The following is a 16257-nucleotide window of genomic DNA, read 5'->3' on the forward strand; positions in this document are numbered from 1 at the left end:
GTAATTCCTGCCCTCAGTGTATAGGGGGCAATACGCTGTGGTAAGGGAACACAAAAGGAAATTGGGAGTTTTTTAAAGCAAAACAGTTGCTTTTCTGCCTTTCCCAGGATATAATAGATGTTCGTATGTAAAAAAGTATGATTATTTGAAGCACGAAAGATTTGAGGTGCAGGAAGTTGCAGAATCAGCATTTGAGAAACGTCGCCATCATCGCCCACGTCGACCACGGCAAGACCACTCTGGTGGATGAGATGCTCAAGCAGGGCGGCATCTACCGGGAGAACCAGGCCACCGTGGACCGCGTCATGGACTCCGGCGATCTGGAGCGGGAGCGGGGCATCACCATCCTCGCCAAAAATACCGCCGTGCACTATAAAGACACCAAGATCAACATCGTGGACACCCCGGGCCACGCCGACTTCGGCGGCGAGGTGGAGCGTATCCTGAAGATGGTCAACGGCGTCATCCTCCTGGTGGACGCCGCCGAGGGCCCCATGCCCCAGACCCGGTTTGTCCTGTCCAAGGCCCTGGAGCTGGGCCACCGGGTCATCGTGGTGGTGAACAAGATCGACCGGCCCGACCAGCGCATCCACGAGGTGTGCGACGAGGTGCTGGAGCTGCTGATGGAGCTCAACGCCACCGAGGAGCAGTTCGACTCCCCCACCCTGTTCTGCTCCGGCCGGCAGGGCACCGCCTCCTACTCCCCCGAGGTGGCGGGCACCGACCTGACCCCCCTCTTTGACACCATTTTGAACTATATCCCCGCCCCCGAGGCCGACGACACCAAGCCATTCCAGATGTTGGTGTCCTCCATCGACTACAACGAGTTTGTGGGCCGCATCGCCATCGGACGCATCGAGCGGGGCTCCATCAAGCAGAATGAGGAAATTGCCGTGTGCAACTTCCACACCCCCGACGAGGCCCCCAAGAAGGCCAAGGCCACCGCCATCTATGAATTCGACGGCCTGGCCAAGGTCCCCGTGGAGTCCTCCTCCGCCGGCAGCATCATCGCCATGAGCGGCATCGGCGACATCACCATCGGTGACACCATCTGCTCCCCCGCCGCGGTGGAGCCCATCGAGTTCGTGAAGATCTCCGCCCCCACCATGGAGATGACCTTCTCGGTCAACGACTCCCCCTTCGCCGGCCGGGAGGGCAAGTTCGTCACCTCCCGCCAGATCCGAGAGCGGCTCCAGCGGGAGACGCTGAAGGACGTGTCTTTGAAGGTCACCGAGACCGACAACACCGACTCCTTCAACGTGGCGGGCCGGGGAGAGATGAGCCTTTCCATCCTCATCGAGACCATGCGCCGGGAGGGCTACGAGTTCCAGGTCTCTCCCCCCAGGGTCCTCTTCCAGGAGATCGACGGCAAGCAGTGCGAGCCCATCGAGCGGCTGGTGGTGGACGTCCCCGCCGACGCCATCGGCTCCTGCATCGAGGCCATCGGCCGCCGCAAGGGCGACCTCATCGACATGACCCCCATCGGCGACCGGATGAAGGCCCAGTTCCTGGTGCCCTCCCGGGGCCTCTTCGGCTACCGCAACGAGTTTTTGACCGCCACCAAGGGCGAGGGCATCATGGCCTCCGTCTTCGAGGAGTACGCCCCCATGAAGGGGGAGATCGCCCGGCGGAGCACCGGCAGCCTGGTGGCCTTCGAGACCGGGGAGGCCGTGACCTACGGCCTCTTTAACGCCCAGGAGCGGGGCGTCCTCTTCATCGGCGCGGGCACCCCGGTATACGCCGGGATGATCGTGGGCGAGTGCCCCAAGCAGGAGGATATCTCGGTCAACGTCTGCAAGAAGAAGCAGCTGACCAACATGCGGGCCTCCGGCTCCGACGACGCCCTGCGGCTGACCAGCCCCCGCATCATGTCCCTGGAGCAGGACCTGGAGTTCCTGGCCGACGACGAGCTGCTGGAGGTCACCCCGGAGAACCTGCGGCTTCGCAAGCGCATCCTGGACCACGGCGAGCGGATGAAGCAGGCCTCCCGAAAGAAATAACGCAAAACCGGGCCGCCATCGTGGGCGGCCCGGCTTTTTCTCTTTGCCTGGCCGCCGGGCTAAGAAATTTTCTCTCTCCATGGCAGAGTTCCTCTAACTTATGGAAAAAAACAGAGTGACCGCTTGTTTTTTTCTTCAGTTTCGCTATAATGGAACCAGCGTGTTTGCGAAAGCACCTTAATCATTAACAAGGAGGAACTTTGAAATGAACAAGACGATTGCTTCTCCCGCCGCTCCCGCCGCCGTGGGCCCCTACTGCCAGGCCAAGCTGTGCGGCGACACCCTGTACACCTCCGGCCAGCTGGGCCTGGACCCCGCCGCCGGCAAGCTGGCCGAGGGCGGCATCGAGGGTCAGGCCCACCAGTCCTTGAAGAACCTGGGCGCCATCCTCAAGGAGTCCGGCATGGATTACTCCGACGTGGTCAAGACCACCTGCTTCCTGGCCGACATCAAGGACTTCGCCGCCTTCAACGCCATCTACGCCGAGTACTTCAAGGGCGAGGTTCCCGCCCGCTCCTGCTTCCAGGTCGGCGCCCTGCCCATGGGCGCTCTGGTTGAGGTCGAGGCCGTCGCCGTAAAGTAAGCATCCCCCCGCTTTTGTTCCAAAAAGGCTGGCACCTGCCTTTTCAAAAAAACGCCCCGTCCAATGGACGGGGCGTTTTGTCTATTTTGTACAAAATACCAACTGGTTTTTCTATCCCGCCGGTTCCCCCAGCCCCTTGCATTTCTTCCAGGATTCGGGTATGATAGTTCAAGTGCAAAATATATTTTAGTCCAAAAAAAATTAGTGTGTGAGGCGAGTGTTTATGTCAAAGGAGACAAACAAGCAGCCGGCCAGTGTGTTCCAAATGGAGGGCATCCCCCCCATGGGGAAGGTAATCCCTCTTGGTATGCAGCACGTGGTGGCGGCCATCGTGGGCGTCATCACCCCAGCCATCATCATCTGCAACACCTGCAACATCACGGGCAGCGACCGCACCCTGATGATCCAGGTTTCTCTCATCCTGACGGCCCTGGCCACCCTTCTCCAGCTCTTCCCCATCTTTGGACGTCTGGGCTCCGGCCTGCCTGTGGTGATGGGCGTCAGCTTTGCCTATGTCCCCACCCTCACCGCCATCGGCGGCGAGTTCGGTTTGGCCACCATCCTGGGCGCCGAGCTGGTGGGCGGCGTCGTGGCCATCCTTTTCGGCATCTTCGTCAAGCCCATCCGCAAGTTCTTCCCGCCCCTGGTCACCGGCACCGTCATCTTCACCATCGGCCTGTCCCTCTATCCCACCGCCGTGAAATACATGGCCGGCGGGGCGGGGAGCGCCGAGTTCGGCTCCATGAAGAACTGGCTGGTGGCCATCGTCACCCTGGCTGTGGTCTTTGCCCTCAACAACTTCGGCAAGGGCATCCTCAAGCTGGGCAGCCTTTTGTGGGGCATGATCGTGGGCTACATCCTGGCCGTGGTCCTCAATATGGTGGACTTCTCCGGCATCGCCGCCGCCCCCATGGTCCAGATCGCCGTGCCCTTCCATTTCCCCATCGAGTTCAATATCAGCGCCTGCGTGTCCATGGCCATCATGTACATCGTCAACTCGGTGCAGACCATCGGCGACCTCTCCTCCACCACTCTGGGCGGCCTGGACCGTCTGCCCACTGACAAGGAGCTCTCCGGCGGCATCGTGGGCCAGGGCTTTATGAGCATCCTGGGTTCCATCTTCGGCGGCCTGCCCACCGCCTCTTACAGCCAGAACGTGGGCATCGTCACCGTGAACAAAGTCGTCAACAAGGCGGTCTTTGCCTTTGCCTCCCTGGTTCTGCTGGTGGCCGGCTTCCTGCCCAAGTTCGCCGGCATCCTCACCACCATCCCCCAGTGCGTCATCGGCGGCGCCACCATCTCGGTGTTCGCCACCATCACCATGACCGGCATCCGCATGATCACCTCCCAGACCTTCACCATGCGCAACTCCACCGTGGTAGGCCTGGCGGTGGCCCTGGGCGTGGGCGTCACCACTGTGGGCTCCAGCGCCCTGGCGGGCTTCCCCGGCTGGGTCACCACCGTGTTCGGCTCCTCCAGCGTGGTCATTTCCACCATCGTGGCCATCGCCCTCAACCTCATCCTGCCCGCCGACCCCCCCGAGGACGTGGAGAAGGTGGCCGTGGCCTTCGAGACCGACGACGTGATGGAGCGCCTCAGCGACGACGATCCCACCAACGACCCCACCGACGCCGAGTTCCAGCGGTAAGCAAACCAAAAAAGGCCCGGACCGTCAGGTCCGGGCCTTTTCTCGCGCCGCGCTGCTCAGCCTTCCTTGGCCTCGTCGATGTAGCTGTACAGGGTGTACTTGGAGATGCCGAAGAACTTGCACACCTTGTCCCCGGACTTGGTGATGAGGAAGGCCCCCGTGTCGTTCAAAAAACGGATGGCCTTCACCTTGTCGTCCTTGGTCATCAGCGGCACCGGCTTGCCCACCAGCTTCACGCTCTGGCCGATGAGCTCATCCAGCAGGTCGGAGACGTTGCGTGCGATGGGCTCCGGCTCCCTCTGCTGATCCTCGGTGGCGGTGAACTGGTTCAGCGTCTCCTCCATGGAGAGGAGCAGGGTGATGTCGTAGTTAATGGCAAAAATGCCCACAGGCTTGCCGTCGTCGTCCCGGATAAAGATGGTGCTGGACTTCAGGATCTTCCCGTCCTTGGTCTTGGTCAGGTAGCCGAAGTGGTCCTTCAGCACCGAAGAATCCCCCCGGAGAGCCTCCAGGACGATGTGGGAGGGGCCGTCCCCCACCTTCCGGCCGGAGACATGGCCGTTTTCGATGGCGACGATAGAGCTGTCCGGATCGTTGGAGGCCAAGTCGTGGACCACAACCTCACAGTTGGGCCCGAACTGTTTGGCCAGGCCCTTGGCCAGCTGGAACAAAAACTCCATGGATGTGGCTTCCGACATGCGGTTCCCCTCCTCTGGGCGTCGATTCCTGTTATTTTTTCATTATATCATATGAACTGGGGATTTCAAGAAAAATTGTTAGGCTAAAAAATTTTTAGGTATTCACGAAAAAGCATTGCTTTTTTTACAATCCTGTGGTAGGATGGAGCCAGATAAGGGGTCTTCCCTGTGAAAAACAACCAAATACCCGGTCATAGCTGCAAAGAAGTGCTTCGCGCACGGGCTGAATGAGGTCTTGTCCCCATCGGCCCCGGTCAGCAAGGGCCAGACGGACGCTCATTCCACGCCGGAATGGGCGTTTTTTGACGTTGGAAGCCGGAACGCATTTATGATGAGATGAAAAGGAGGAAATCGCCATGCTGCTGATCGGCAACGGAAGACTGATGACCCGGGACCCGGAGCATCCCTACCTCAAGGACGGCGCCGTGGTCACAGACGGGGAGGTCATCAAGGAGGTGGGCTCCACCGCCGAGATGAAGGCCAAGTATCCCCAGGCCCAGTTTGTGGACGCCAAGGGCGGGGTCATCATGCCCGGCCTCATCAACGCCCACACCCACATTTACTCCGGCCTGGCCCGGGGCTTGTCCATCGAGGGCAACAACCCCACCAACTTCCTGGAGGTGCTGGAGGGGACCTGGTGGAACATTGACCGCCACCTGGCCATGGACGGCACCCGGGCCTGCGCCGCCATCACCATCCTGGAGAGCATCCGGGACGGCGTCACCACCCTCTTTGACCACCACGCCAGCTTCTGCGAGATCCCCGGCTCCCTCTTCGCCATCGAGGAGGAGTGCAAAAAGCTGGGGATGCGGGCCTGCCTGTGCTACGAGGTCAGTGAGCGGGACGGGGCGGAAAAGACCCGCCAGGCCATCCGGGAAAACGCGGACTTTGCCCGCCACTGCAAGGAAAATCCCTCCGATATGATGAAGGCCATGTTCGGCGGCCACGCCCTCTTCACCATCTCGGACCGGACCTTTGAGGAGATGGTGAAGGCCAACGACGGCATGACCGGCTTCCACATCCACGTCTCCGAGGGGATGAACGACGTCATCGACTCCCGGGAGAACTACGGCTGCCGTTCGGTGAACCGCCTCTACTACAACGGCATCCTGGGCCCCAAGACCATCCTGGGCCACTGCATCCACCTCTCCCCGGCGGAGATGGACCTCATCAAGGAGACCGACACCATGGTGGTCAACAACCCGGAGAGCAACATGGGCAACGCCGTGGGCTGCGCCCCCGTGCTCCAGATGTTCGAGAAGGGCATCCTCATCGGCCTGGGCACCGACGCCTACACCCACGACATGCTGGAGAGCCTGAAGGTGGAGCTGACCATCCAGCGCCACAACGCCTGCAAGCCCAACGTGGGCTGGGGCGAGGCCACCACCATGCTCTTCCAGAACAACGCGAAGATGGCCGCCCGCTATTTTGAAAAGCCTCTGGGCATCCTGAAACCCGGGGCCGCCGCCGACGTTATCGTCATGGACTACCATGACTTCACCCCCTTCTCCGACGAGAACCTGGACGGACATATGCTCTTCGGCATGCAGGGGCACGACTGCACCACCACCGTCATCAACGGCAGGCTCCTCTACCAGGACCGGAAGTTCGTGGACATCGACGAGGAGGCCGTGAACGCCTTCTGCCTGGAGCAGTCCAAGAAGCTCTGGGGGGAGTTGAACCACCGGGTGTATTGAGCGTTGACTGACTGCACGTCGGGATGTGCGGCCTTCTGGGGGATGTTTCTTTTCCCGAGGAAAAGAAACATCCCCCAAGCCCCCAAAGAAAAGTCTCTGGTGCGGCCTTGCGCGCAGGTTCCCTTTTCAGTAGTAGGTCTACTGCTCATTGATAGGGGGAAAAGCACGGGAGCGTCTGTGCGACCCGTGGTCCCACTAGCGCCGCTCGGCCGCTGACGTGTTCTTGACAGAAAACTGGTCTTTAGCCTTCCCCTCGGGGGAAGGTGGCAGCCCGAAGGGCTGACGGATGAGGGGAACTGGGGATACGGGAAAGGCCCTGCTAAAGAGATAAGTTCCCCTCATCAGTCTCGCTTCGCTCGACAGCTTCCCCCCAGGGGAAGCCTAATTTCCGCGTACCTAGGCGCGCCAATGAGCTGGAAACGCTGTCTGTACAGCGGTACCCTGCGGCAGCGGCGCTAAGAAGAATACGAGTTGACAGACGTGAGCGCCAGTCGTTAGAAGCTACCACTTGTATATTTAGTTAGCGCTTTTCTTTGGCATCCACCGCAGCGTTCAGAAAACTTGCCGATGGCAAGTTTTCTGCGTAGGCTGGCCGGCTATGTCGGCCAGGGGCCGCCCTGCCCCTATCCCCACCCAACCACGAACCAAATTAGAACGGAGGTACATACCCCATGAGTGACATCATGCGCCCCATTTCCTTCCCCCACCTGATGAACTGGGTCCTCACCGAATACAAGGACCACGGCACCATCTTCGGCGTCCAGGCCGCGAAAATGCCCCGGCATACCGACGGCCAGGCCCTTCCCCTTTTCGCCGAGAAGATCGAGTCCCCCTTCGGCCCCGCCGCCGGCCCCAACACCCAGCTGTGCCAGAACATCGTGGCCTCCTACGTCTCCGGCGCCCGGTTCTTTGAGCTGAAGACCGTCCAGATCATGGACGGGGAAGAGCTGTCCAAGTGCGTCAACAAGCCCTGCATCACCGCCGCGGACGAGTGCTACAACTGCGAGTGGTCCACCGAGCTCACCGTCCCCCAGGCCATGGATGAGTACATCAAGGCCTGGTTTGCCTGCAAGCTGCTGGCCAAGGAGCTGGGCCTGGGCGACCCCGACGGCTTTATCTTCAATATGTCCGTGGGCTATGACCTGGCGGGCATCCAGTCCCCCAAGATCGACGCCTACATCGAGGGCATGAAGGACGCCTCCCACACCGCCATCTGGAAGGAGTGCGTGGCCTGGGCCCAGGCCAACCTGGACAAATTCCAGCGGGTGGACGGGACCTTCGTGGCCTCCATCTCCCCGGCGGTCTCCCGCTCCATCACCGAGTCCACCCTCCACGGCTGCCCCCCCGACGAGATCGAGCGCATCGCCACCTATCTCATCACGGAAAAGGGCCTCAACACCTACGTCAAGTGCAACCCCACCCTCCTGGGCTACGAGTTCGCCCGCAAGCGACTGGACTCCCTGGGCTTTGACTACATCGTCTTTGACGACCACCACTTCCTGGAGGACCTCCAGATGGCGGACGCCCTGCCCATGTTCCGCCGCCTCCAAGCCCTGTGCGACGAACGGGGGCTGGAGTTCGGCGTGAAGATTACCAACACCTTCCCCGTGGACGTGGCGGCGGGAGAGCTGCCCAGCGCCGAGATGTATATGTCCGGCCGCTCCCTCTACCCTCTGTCCCTCTCCCTGGCCGGGATTTTGGCCAAGGAGTTCGGCGGCAGGCTGCGCATCTCCTACTCCGGCGGCGCCGACGCCCGGAACATCAAAGGCCTCTTCGACTCCGGCATCTGGCCCGTCACCATGGCCACCAACGTGCTGAAGCCCGGCGGCTACGAGCGGTTCTGCCAGATCGGCCGGGTCCTGGCCGGCGCCGGCTCCAACCGCTGGTCCGGGGTGGACGTGGCCAAGGTGGAAGCCCTGGTGGACGCCATCCCCGCCGACCCCATGTACCACAAGGCCCTCAAGCCCATGCCCAGCAAAAAGCTGGAGGCCAAGGTGCCCCTCATCGACTGCTTCACCGCCCCCTGCCACCAGCAGTGCCCCATCCGCCAGGATATCCCCGCCTACCTGAAGCTGGCGGGGGAAGGCAAGTACAAGGAGGCCCTGGAGGTCATCACCCAAAGAAACGCCCTGCCCTTCATCACCGGCACCATCTGCCCCCACCACTGCGCCGACAAGTGTATGCGGGGGAACTATGAGGAGTCCATCCACATCCGGGAGGTGAAGCTGGAGGCCGCCCAGAAGGGCTTTGACGCCCTCCTGCCCACCCTGAAGCCCAAGGCGGCGGTCCCCGGCAAGAAGGTGGCCGTGGTGGGCGGCGGTCCCGCCGGCCTGGCGGCGGCCTACTACCTGGCCCGGGAGGGCGTGTCCGTCACCATCTTCGAGCAGCGGGACAGCCTGGGCGGCATCGTCCGCCACGTCATCCCCGAGTTCCGCATCTCCAAGGACGCCATCGACTCCGACGTGGCTCTGGTGAAGGCCATGGGCGTGGAGGTAAAGCTGAACGCCCAGGTCTCCTCCGCCGGGGAGCTCAAGGCCCAGGGCTACACCCACGTGATCTTCGCCACCGGCGCCTGGAAGCACGGCGCCCTCAAGCTGGAGCAGGGCCAGGCCGGGGACGTGCTGGAGTTCCTCCTGGCCGCCAAGGCCGACGGCTCCAAGGTCTCCCTGGGAAAGAACGTGGCCATCGTGGGCGGCGGCAACACCGCCATGGACGCCGCCCGGGCGGCCAAGCGCGTCCCCGGGGTGGAGAACGTGTACCTGGTCTACCGCCGGGATAAGCGCAATATGCCCGCCGACGAGGAGGAGCTGGAGCTGGCCGAGGCCGACGGCGTCCTCTTCCGCCCCCTGCTGGCCCCCATCAGCCACGAAAACGGCCGGCTCCTCTGCCACAAGATGGTGCTGGGGGACCGGGACGCCTCCGGCCGCCGGGCCCCGGTGGACACCGGCGAGGTGGAAGCCATCCCCGCCGACACCGTCATCGCCGCCGTGGGGGAGCGGGTGGACGGCGACTTCTTCCGGGCCAACGGGGTGGCCCTGGACGACAAGGGCCGGGTCACCGTCAACGCAGACACCGCCGAGAGCGCCAATCCCGGCGTCTTTGTGGTGGGCGACGCCCACACCGGCCCCAAGACGGTGGTGGAGGCCATGGCCGACGCCATGAAGGCCGCCCAGGCCATTCTGGGCCACAAGGGCGGGCTGGAGAAGTTCGAGGGTCTCAACGCCGACTTTGACAAGGACGCCCTTCACGCCAAGCGGGGCGACCTGTGCGCCGACTGCTCTGAGTGTACGGAAGGGGACCGCTGCCTGGGCTGCGCCGCCGTGTGCGAGACCTGCGCCTCCGTCTGCCCCAACCGGGCCAACATCGCCGTGGCCGACCCCGGTATGGCTATGGCCCAGATCGTCCACGTGGACGGGATGTGCAACGAGTGCGGCAACTGCGCCACCTTCTGCCCCTACGACTCCCGCCCCTACAAGGACAAATTCACCCTCTACTGGTCCGAGGAGGACTTTGAAAACAGCGAGAACGAGGGCTACCTCCCCGCCGGGGACGGCTCTGGCCGCTGCAAGGTCCGCCTGGGCGGACAGGTGAAGGAGTACGACGTCACCGACCCCGCCTGCGGCCTCTACGAGCCCCTGCGCCAGCTCATCCTGGCGGTGCGGGATTCCTACGGCTACCTGATCCGGTAAGTTTCCCACTAAAATACGAAAAAACCCCCAAAAGAGCAGCGGCAAGTGCCGCTGCTCTTTTTAAAAGGGTTGCATATTGGAAAAAATACGGTAAAATAGAAGTATAAAAGTTGCTGGAAGAGGGACAAAAATATGATCGCCAGCCCGAACGCCCAGATTCATACCGCTACCAGTTACAGCGGCTTCGTCACGGAAGCCGCTGCCCTGATCGCGTCTGCGGGCCAGGACAGGGCCTTCACAGTCAGCTACATCGACATTACCGGTTTCAAAAAATTTAACGACCACTACGGTTTTTCCGCCGGGGACCGGCTCCTCTCCGATCTGAGCGCCCAGCTGAAGACCATGCGCCGCACCGTACTGTGCAGCCGGGTCTTTTCCGACCATTTTCTCCGCCTGGCCCAGTATGACCCGGCCGCCGACACCATGGCCCAGCTGGTGGAAAACATGGAGCAGACGCTGTGCGCCCTGGAGGACCGGATCGCCAGGCAGTACCCCGACTGCTCCATCAGCTTTTCCTGCGGCTACTGCAGGATCGAGGGCGGGCAGACGGGGCTCATCCAGGCCATGGATGACGCCAACCTGGCCCGGAAAGAGGCCAAGGCCCTGGGCCGCACCCGGGCGGTCTGGTTCGACCTGAGCCTGCGGGAAAAGCTGGCGGAACGGGAACGGCTGGAGGTGGAGATCCGCTCCGGCCTGCGCAATGAACAGTTCACTTTCTTCCTCCAGCCCAAGGTGGACCTCCACACCGGCGCCATCGTGGGGGCGGAGGCTCTAGCCCGCTGGGACCGCCCCGACGGAAAGCAGGTGCTCCCCGACCAGTTTATCCCCCTCATGGAGGAGAGCGACCTCATCCTCTCCCTGGACCAGCTCATCTTCCGGCTGGTATGCGACTATCTCCGCACCCGGCTGACCCAGGAGAAGCCGGTGGTGCCCATCTCGGTGAATATGTCCCGCCGCCATCTTCACCACGCTGACTTCGCCGATATCCTCAACCGCCTGGCCCGGGACCGGAACATCCCGCCCTATCTCCTGGAGATCGAGCTCACCGAGACCGTCCTGCTCAATGACCCGGCCGAGGCCAAAGACGCCGTGGCCAAGCTGCGGGCCTATGGCTACCGGGTCTCCATCGACGACTTCGGCTCAGGCTACACCAGCATGAATCTGTGGCGGGACCTGGATTTCGACGTAGTAAAGCTGGACAAGTCCTACATCCTGGACCGCCCCGACCGGGGAGAGGCCCTGCGCAATGACATCGTGGTCACCTCCATCTCTTACATCAGCCGCCAATTCAACACCCCCCTGCTCTGCGAGGGTCCCGAGACGGCGGAGCAATGCGCCCATATGGAAGCCCTGGGCTGCGACATCGCCCAGGGGTACTTCTTCTCCCCACCGGTGGAACCCGCCCGCTTTGACCTGCTTTTGGAGGCGGGCAGCTTTGCCCTGCCCTACCAGTCGGGCTGGGACCGCCTGCCCCAGTACTCCCACCAGGAGATCACCGCCCTCCAGGGGGGCCGGGAGGTCCTGGATCTGGCGGGCTGCGCCATGCTGGTCATCCGCCTCGATTCCCGGCGGTCCGGCGCCTGGCACTGGGCCGACCTCAATCAGGCCGCGGCGGAGCTCTACGGTTTTCCCGACCGGGATACCGTCCTCCGCCAGAACTTCGACCCCATTAACGACTTTGTGGATCCTCAAGACCTGCCCCGGGTGAACGCCCTGCTCACCGCCGCCCCCACGGGGGAGCCCTCCCCCGTCTCTTTCCGCATGACCTCGGCCAGCCGCACCGTCCACTATGTCACCGGCACGGTCCGCTGGGCCTCCAGCGAGCGCGGCGGCCCCTTCTGCCTGATCACCCTGCTGGACGACACCCTCCGCCACGAGACTTTGGGGGCCAAGCTGGAGCTGGCCGACACCGTGGAGGCCTTGCCCACCAGCGTATTCCACCTTACCATCGGCCCGGACCGGGCCCTCTCCTTCCAGCTGCTCTCCTTCCGCCTGCAAAACCTGCTGCGCTTTACTCCCCTGGAGTACAAGCTGCTGTACAAGGCCCATCAGGAGTGGCGGCTCCTCCCGGAAGAAGAGCGTGAGCCGGTGGAGCGGCAGATCCTCTCCGCCGCCCGGGAACACGCCCCCATCAGCCTGGTTTTCCACGCCATCTCCAAACACGGCCCCCTTTACCGGCTCTCCCTGCTGGCCTCCTACCTCCAGACCGACCCATCCGGGGCCTGCGTCTACGCGGGCACCCTCACCGACGTCACCCCGGCGGAGGAGAGGGACCTCCCATCCCCCTTCCCCCCGCCCGACCTTTGGAGCTATGACTACGAGGTGAACACCTTGTTCCTGCCCTCGTCGGAACACGCCTCCGGCCTGGCCCTGGGAGGGCTCACCCAGCTCTCCCTGGAGGATTTCCTGGCCCGGGGCATGATCGCCCCGGAGGACCAGGGGGCCTATCTGGATATGTACCGCCGGATCGCCGCCGGGGCCCCGGTGGCCGAGAGCCAGGTCCGCGCCAGGCAGGCCGGCGGCGGCTACGCCCCTTTCCGCCTGACCTGCCGCCCCTCCGCCTGGAACGCCGACGGCGTCCCCGTGGAGTTGGTGGGCGTGGCCACCCCCTTGTAATGCCGTCATTGACGGGCGTCCCCCTCCGGTCCAAAACATGAAAAACAAGGCCCCGGAAACCGACAGGTTTCCGGGGCCTTTTCTTTCGCTCACAGCACCTTGGACAAGAAGTCGATGGTGCGCTGTTCCCTGGGGTTGGCGAAAAACTCCGCCGGGGTGTTCTGCTCCAGGATGTGGCCGCCGTCCATGAAGAGGACCCGGGACCCCACCTCCCGGGCAAAGCCCATCTCGTGGGTGACCACAACCATGGTCATGCCCTCATGGGCCAGCTCCTTCATCACGTCCAGCACCTCGCCCACCATCTCGGGGTCCAGGGCGGAGGTGGGCTCGTCGAAGAGCATGACCTTGGGCTTCATGGCCAGGGCCCGGACGATGGCGATGCGCTGTTTCTGGCCGCCGGAGAGCTGGGCGGGATAGGAGTCCGCCCGGTCGGCCAGCCCCACCCGCTCCAGGAGCTTGACGGCCTCGGCGTCGGCCTCCTCCTGCTTCATCAGCCCCGTGCGGACGGGGGCCAGGGTGATGTTTTTGCGGATGGTCATGTTAGGAAAGAGGTTGAAGTGCTGAAAGACCATGCCCATCTGCCGCCGGACGGCGTTGATGTCGGTCTTGGGGTCAGTGACCACGGTGCCGTCGAAGGTGATGGTGCCGGCGGTGGGCTCCTCCAGCAGGTTGAGGCAGCGCAGGAAGGTGGACTTGCCCGAGCCGGAGGGGCCGATGACAACCACCTTTTCCCCCGGGGAGATATGCTCGGAGATATTGTCCAGCACCAGATGGTCCCCGAAGGATTTGGAGAGGTTTTTAACGTCGATCACTTTCCCGCAGCCTCCTTTCCAGCTTGCCCAGCAGCCAGGTGAAGAGCATTACCAGCACCAGATAAATGACGGCTGCTCCAAAAAGGGGAAACATCTGCTCATAGTTGCGGTTGGCGATACCCCGGGCGGCGTAGAGCAGTTCCTTGCCGCCGATGACGGTCAGCAGGGAAGTGTCCTTTAAAAGCATAATGAACTCGTTGCCCAGAGAGGGTAAAATGGCCTTAATGGCCTGGGGGATGACGATAAAGCGCATGGTGTCACCGTAATTGAGGCCCAAGGAGCGACCCGCCTCCGCCTGTCCTCCGTCCACGCTCATAAGCCCACCGCGAATGATCTCGGAAACATAGGCCCCTGAATTGATACCCAGGCCAAAAATACCAACCATAGTGGCGTTCCGGCTCCAGGTAAAGACCACGAACATCCAGATCATCAGTTGGAGCATCATGGGGGTGCCGCGAATCACGGTGACATAGACTTTTGTCACGGCATTGATAAAACCAAGCACCGGATTACGGTGTCCGGGACGCTGCTGGTCGTGGGCAGTGCGGATCATCGCCACGATCAGCCCCAGCAGGACGCCCAGCAGCAGAGCCAGGGCCGTAGCCGCCAGTGTGGTCCCAACCCCTTTGATATATTGCTGCCAACGGTTCTCCATAATGAAGGCCCGATAGAACTTCAAGAAAAAGTCCTGCCAGAAGGTTAAATCCTTCACCGCGGATAACTGCAGATAAAGCGCCTCCATGGGCGTTCCCCCTTCCTCAAACAGAGGAAAAAGGGCGGCTTGCGCCGTCCCTCTCTCCATTTTCTGTCCAGTTGCGCCGTATCTCTTTTACTCCGCAACAATGTACTTGTCAAGAATGGACTGGACAGTACCATCGGCGGTGAGCTCCGCCAACGCGCCGTTGACGGCCTCCAGCAGGGCGGTATTGCCCTTGGCAAAGCCGATGGCATAATCCTCGTTGGTATACTCGGTGTCCAGAATGACCAGGCCGGGGTTGGCGGCCACAAACTCGCTGGCAGGGGCGCTGTCAATAACCACACAGTCCACCTGATCATTCATCAAGGCCTGGACGGCGGTGATGCCATTGTCATAGGGGACCACGTGATCGGCGCCGTAGTCATCGGTGCAGTAGGTCTCGCCGGTGGTGCCCCGCTGGGTGCCGATGAGTTGATCGCCCAGAGTGTCCAGGGTCACGTCGGAGCCCTCTTTCACGATGATGACCTGAATGCCGGTGGCGTAGGTATCGGAGAAGTCCATAACGGCTTTCCGCTCCTCATTTACGGTAAGGCCGGCCATACAGATATCGCTCTTGCCCTGCTGAACGGCGACTTGGGCGGCGTCGAAGTCCATGTCGTCCACCACCAGTTCCAGGCCCAGCTTTTTGGCGATGGCCTCGGCCACCTCCACGTCGATACCCTCGAAACCGCCGTTGTCGGTGGTCATCTCATAGGGAGGGAAGGCGGCGTTGGTGGACATGTGCAACTTGCCGGCCTCCACGGTCTTCAGCTCGGCGGGGGCGGCGCTCTCGGCGCCCTGGCTCTCCACAGCCTGGCTCTCGGCCGGGGCGGAGGGTGCGGCGCTCTCGGTTGTGGCACCGCCGCCGCAGGAGGCCAGCAGGGACAGGCTCAGGGCGGCGCTGAGGCCCAGGCCTAAAATCTTCTTCCAATTTTTCATTTTCATTCGCTCCTTTTGTCTTTCCTTAAGACTGTGCATAATTATACAGCCAATACAGGAATAATGCAAGCCCTATTCACTTGTATTTTTCACCAAAAAAGGGAAAAGGGCCGCCTAAAAAGGCGGCCCTTTTCCCAATAGAAAGGATGAAAATGAAGGAATACTCACTGGTCAGGCGGCGGGGCGCTCCTCTGAGCGGAGCAGTCCGGCCACGGTGTCCACGTCGGCGATATGGTAAAAGACCAGGCCGGTGACCTGCCGCTGGTCCTGGATCCCCAGCACCGCGTCGGCCCGGTCGTCGGGGGAGTCGGAGCCGACGGCGGCGCCGAAACGGATGTTGCCGCAGGTCCCGCTGCGGCCGGTAATGACAAAGTCCAGCCCCTCCAGAGGGAGGACATACACGTTGCTCTTCACCACGGCGATGACCCGGCGGTCGGTGACGGCGTAGAGGGTCTTTCCCTCCAGCAGCATCTTGTCCAGGGCGGGCCGACTGGCCAGTAGCAGGGGGACGAAGTTGATGACCACAAAGGCGATGGCCAACACCTGGGCGGGGCGGCCGATCCCGGCCATATAAGGCAGCACAAAGGCCACGGTGGCGATGAGGAACACCGCGGCCACACACCACAGCGCGATCTGGCGGCGGCGGTCGGGGGCGTCGAGCAGCCTGCTCTTCTCCACGCGGCCAAACCAGAGGACCTTCTCATTTTGCTCCAGCAGTTCATTCAGCGTATTTTCCATCTTGGAACGCTCCTTTCGCTTCTCGGATACGGGGCGGGGGAGGCGTCTCCCTCTCTCTGGTGCCATCATAATCCAAAAGGCTGTTAAAAGGCTGTAAACCA

The 16257-nt window shown here is 62.3% G+C and carries 11 protein-coding genes; 6 read left to right on the forward strand and 5 right to left on the reverse strand.

The annotated features are described in order from the left end of the window. Positions 1 to 176: 176 nt before the first annotated feature. The 3 genes from typA to AAEU42_RS10950 all read left to right on the forward strand — a co-directional run bounded on the left by typA (position 177) and on the right by AAEU42_RS10950 (position 4231). Positions 177 to 2000, forward strand: a complete 1824-nt coding sequence (gene typA, locus AAEU42_RS10940) for a translational GTPase TypA (protein ID WP_342233589.1) — start codon at positions 177 to 179, stop codon at positions 1998 to 2000. A 205-nt stretch (positions 2001 to 2205) separates the two neighbouring features. Beyond that, positions 2206 to 2583: a RidA family protein gene (locus AAEU42_RS10945; RefSeq protein ID WP_342233590.1), complete on the forward strand. Its 378-nt coding sequence runs from the start codon at positions 2206 to 2208 to the stop codon at positions 2581 to 2583. A gap of 223 nt (positions 2584 to 2806) precedes the next feature. Continuing rightward, entirely contained in the window at positions 2807 to 4231 is a 1425-nt protein-coding gene (locus AAEU42_RS10950; RefSeq protein WP_342233591.1) for a uracil-xanthine permease family protein, read from the forward strand. A 56-nt stretch (positions 4232 to 4287) separates the two neighbouring features. On the opposite strand, the gene AAEU42_RS10955 is transcribed toward AAEU42_RS10950, so the two are convergent. Beyond that, a complete protein-coding gene (locus AAEU42_RS10955) occupies positions 4288 to 4929 on the reverse strand; it encodes a helix-turn-helix transcriptional regulator (RefSeq protein WP_342233592.1) in 642 nt (213 codons plus the stop codon). A 356-nt stretch (positions 4930 to 5285) separates the two neighbouring features. Between AAEU42_RS10955 and ssnA the strand changes: the two genes are divergently transcribed. The 3 genes from ssnA to AAEU42_RS10970 all read left to right on the forward strand — a co-directional run bounded on the left by ssnA (position 5286) and on the right by AAEU42_RS10970 (position 12931). Then, entirely contained in the window at positions 5286 to 6626 is a 1341-nt protein-coding gene (gene ssnA / locus AAEU42_RS10960) for a putative aminohydrolase SsnA (protein ID WP_342233593.1), read from the forward strand. 671 nt (positions 6627 to 7297) lie between these two features. Continuing rightward, positions 7298 to 10315 (forward strand): putative selenate reductase subunit YgfK, encoded by a 3018-nt coding sequence (ygfK, locus tag AAEU42_RS10965; protein ID WP_342233594.1) that lies wholly within the window; start codon positions 7298 to 7300, stop codon positions 10313 to 10315. A 132-nt stretch (positions 10316 to 10447) separates the two neighbouring features. Beyond that, entirely contained in the window at positions 10448 to 12931 is a 2484-nt protein-coding gene (locus AAEU42_RS10970; RefSeq protein ID WP_342233595.1) for a putative bifunctional diguanylate cyclase/phosphodiesterase, read from the forward strand. A gap of 89 nt (positions 12932 to 13020) precedes the next feature. On the opposite strand, the gene AAEU42_RS10975 is transcribed toward AAEU42_RS10970, so the two are convergent. From AAEU42_RS10975 to AAEU42_RS10990, 4 genes are all read right to left on the reverse strand, one after another. Continuing rightward, positions 13021 to 13743 (reverse strand): amino acid ABC transporter ATP-binding protein, encoded by a 723-nt coding sequence (locus tag AAEU42_RS10975; protein ID WP_342233596.1) that lies wholly within the window; start codon positions 13741 to 13743, stop codon positions 13021 to 13023. Continuing rightward, positions 13730 to 14485 carry an amino acid ABC transporter permease gene (locus AAEU42_RS10980; RefSeq protein WP_342233775.1) on the reverse strand — a complete coding sequence of 252 codons (756 nt, stop codon included), beginning with the start codon at positions 14483 to 14485 and terminating at the stop codon, positions 13730 to 13732. Before AAEU42_RS10980 ends, AAEU42_RS10975 begins: the two co-directional genes overlap by 14 nt. 87 nt (positions 14486 to 14572) lie before the next feature. Beyond that, on the reverse strand, positions 14573 to 15418 hold the full coding sequence (locus tag AAEU42_RS10985) for an ABC transporter substrate-binding protein (RefSeq protein WP_342233597.1): 846 nt from the start codon (positions 15416 to 15418) through the stop codon (positions 14573 to 14575). A gap of 171 nt (positions 15419 to 15589) precedes the next feature. Beyond that, positions 15590 to 16156, reverse strand: a complete 567-nt coding sequence (locus AAEU42_RS10990) for a hypothetical protein (protein WP_342233598.1) — start codon at positions 16154 to 16156, stop codon at positions 15590 to 15592. Positions 16157 to 16257 lie beyond the last annotated feature (101 nt).

This window comes from Pseudoflavonifractor phocaeensis (assembly GCF_038439875.1).
Lineage (GTDB): Bacteria > Bacillota > Clostridia > Oscillospirales > Oscillospiraceae > Vermiculatibacterium.

Bases quoted from the DNA above. Each gene is read 5' to 3' on its own strand.
- AAEU42_RS10990 (WP_342233598.1), bottom strand. From the start codon at position 16,156: ATGGAAAATACGCTGAATGAACTGCTGGAGCAAAATGAGAAGGTCCTC.
- AAEU42_RS10970 (WP_342233595.1), top strand. From the start codon at position 10,448: ATGATCGCCAGCCCGAACGCCCAGATTCATACCGCTACCAGTTACAGC.
- AAEU42_RS10950 (WP_342233591.1), top strand. From the start codon at position 2,807: ATGTCAAAGGAGACAAACAAGCAGCCGGCCAGTGTGTTCCAAATGGAG.
- AAEU42_RS10985 (WP_342233597.1), bottom strand. From the start codon at position 15,418: ATGAAAAATTGGAAGAAGATTTTAGGCCTGGGCCTCAGCGCCGCCCTG.
- AAEU42_RS10945 (WP_342233590.1), top strand. From the start codon at position 2,206: ATGAACAAGACGATTGCTTCTCCCGCCGCTCCCGCCGCCGTGGGCCCC.
- AAEU42_RS10955 (WP_342233592.1), bottom strand. From the start codon at position 4,929: ATGTCGGAAGCCACATCCATGGAGTTTTTGTTCCAGCTGGCCAAGGGC.
- AAEU42_RS10980 (WP_342233775.1), bottom strand. From the start codon at position 14,485: ATGGAGGCGCTTTATCTGCAGTTATCCGCGGTGAAGGATTTAACCTTC.
- ygfK (WP_342233594.1), top strand. From the start codon at position 7,298: ATGAGTGACATCATGCGCCCCATTTCCTTCCCCCACCTGATGAACTGG.
- ssnA (WP_342233593.1), top strand. From the start codon at position 5,286: ATGCTGCTGATCGGCAACGGAAGACTGATGACCCGGGACCCGGAGCAT.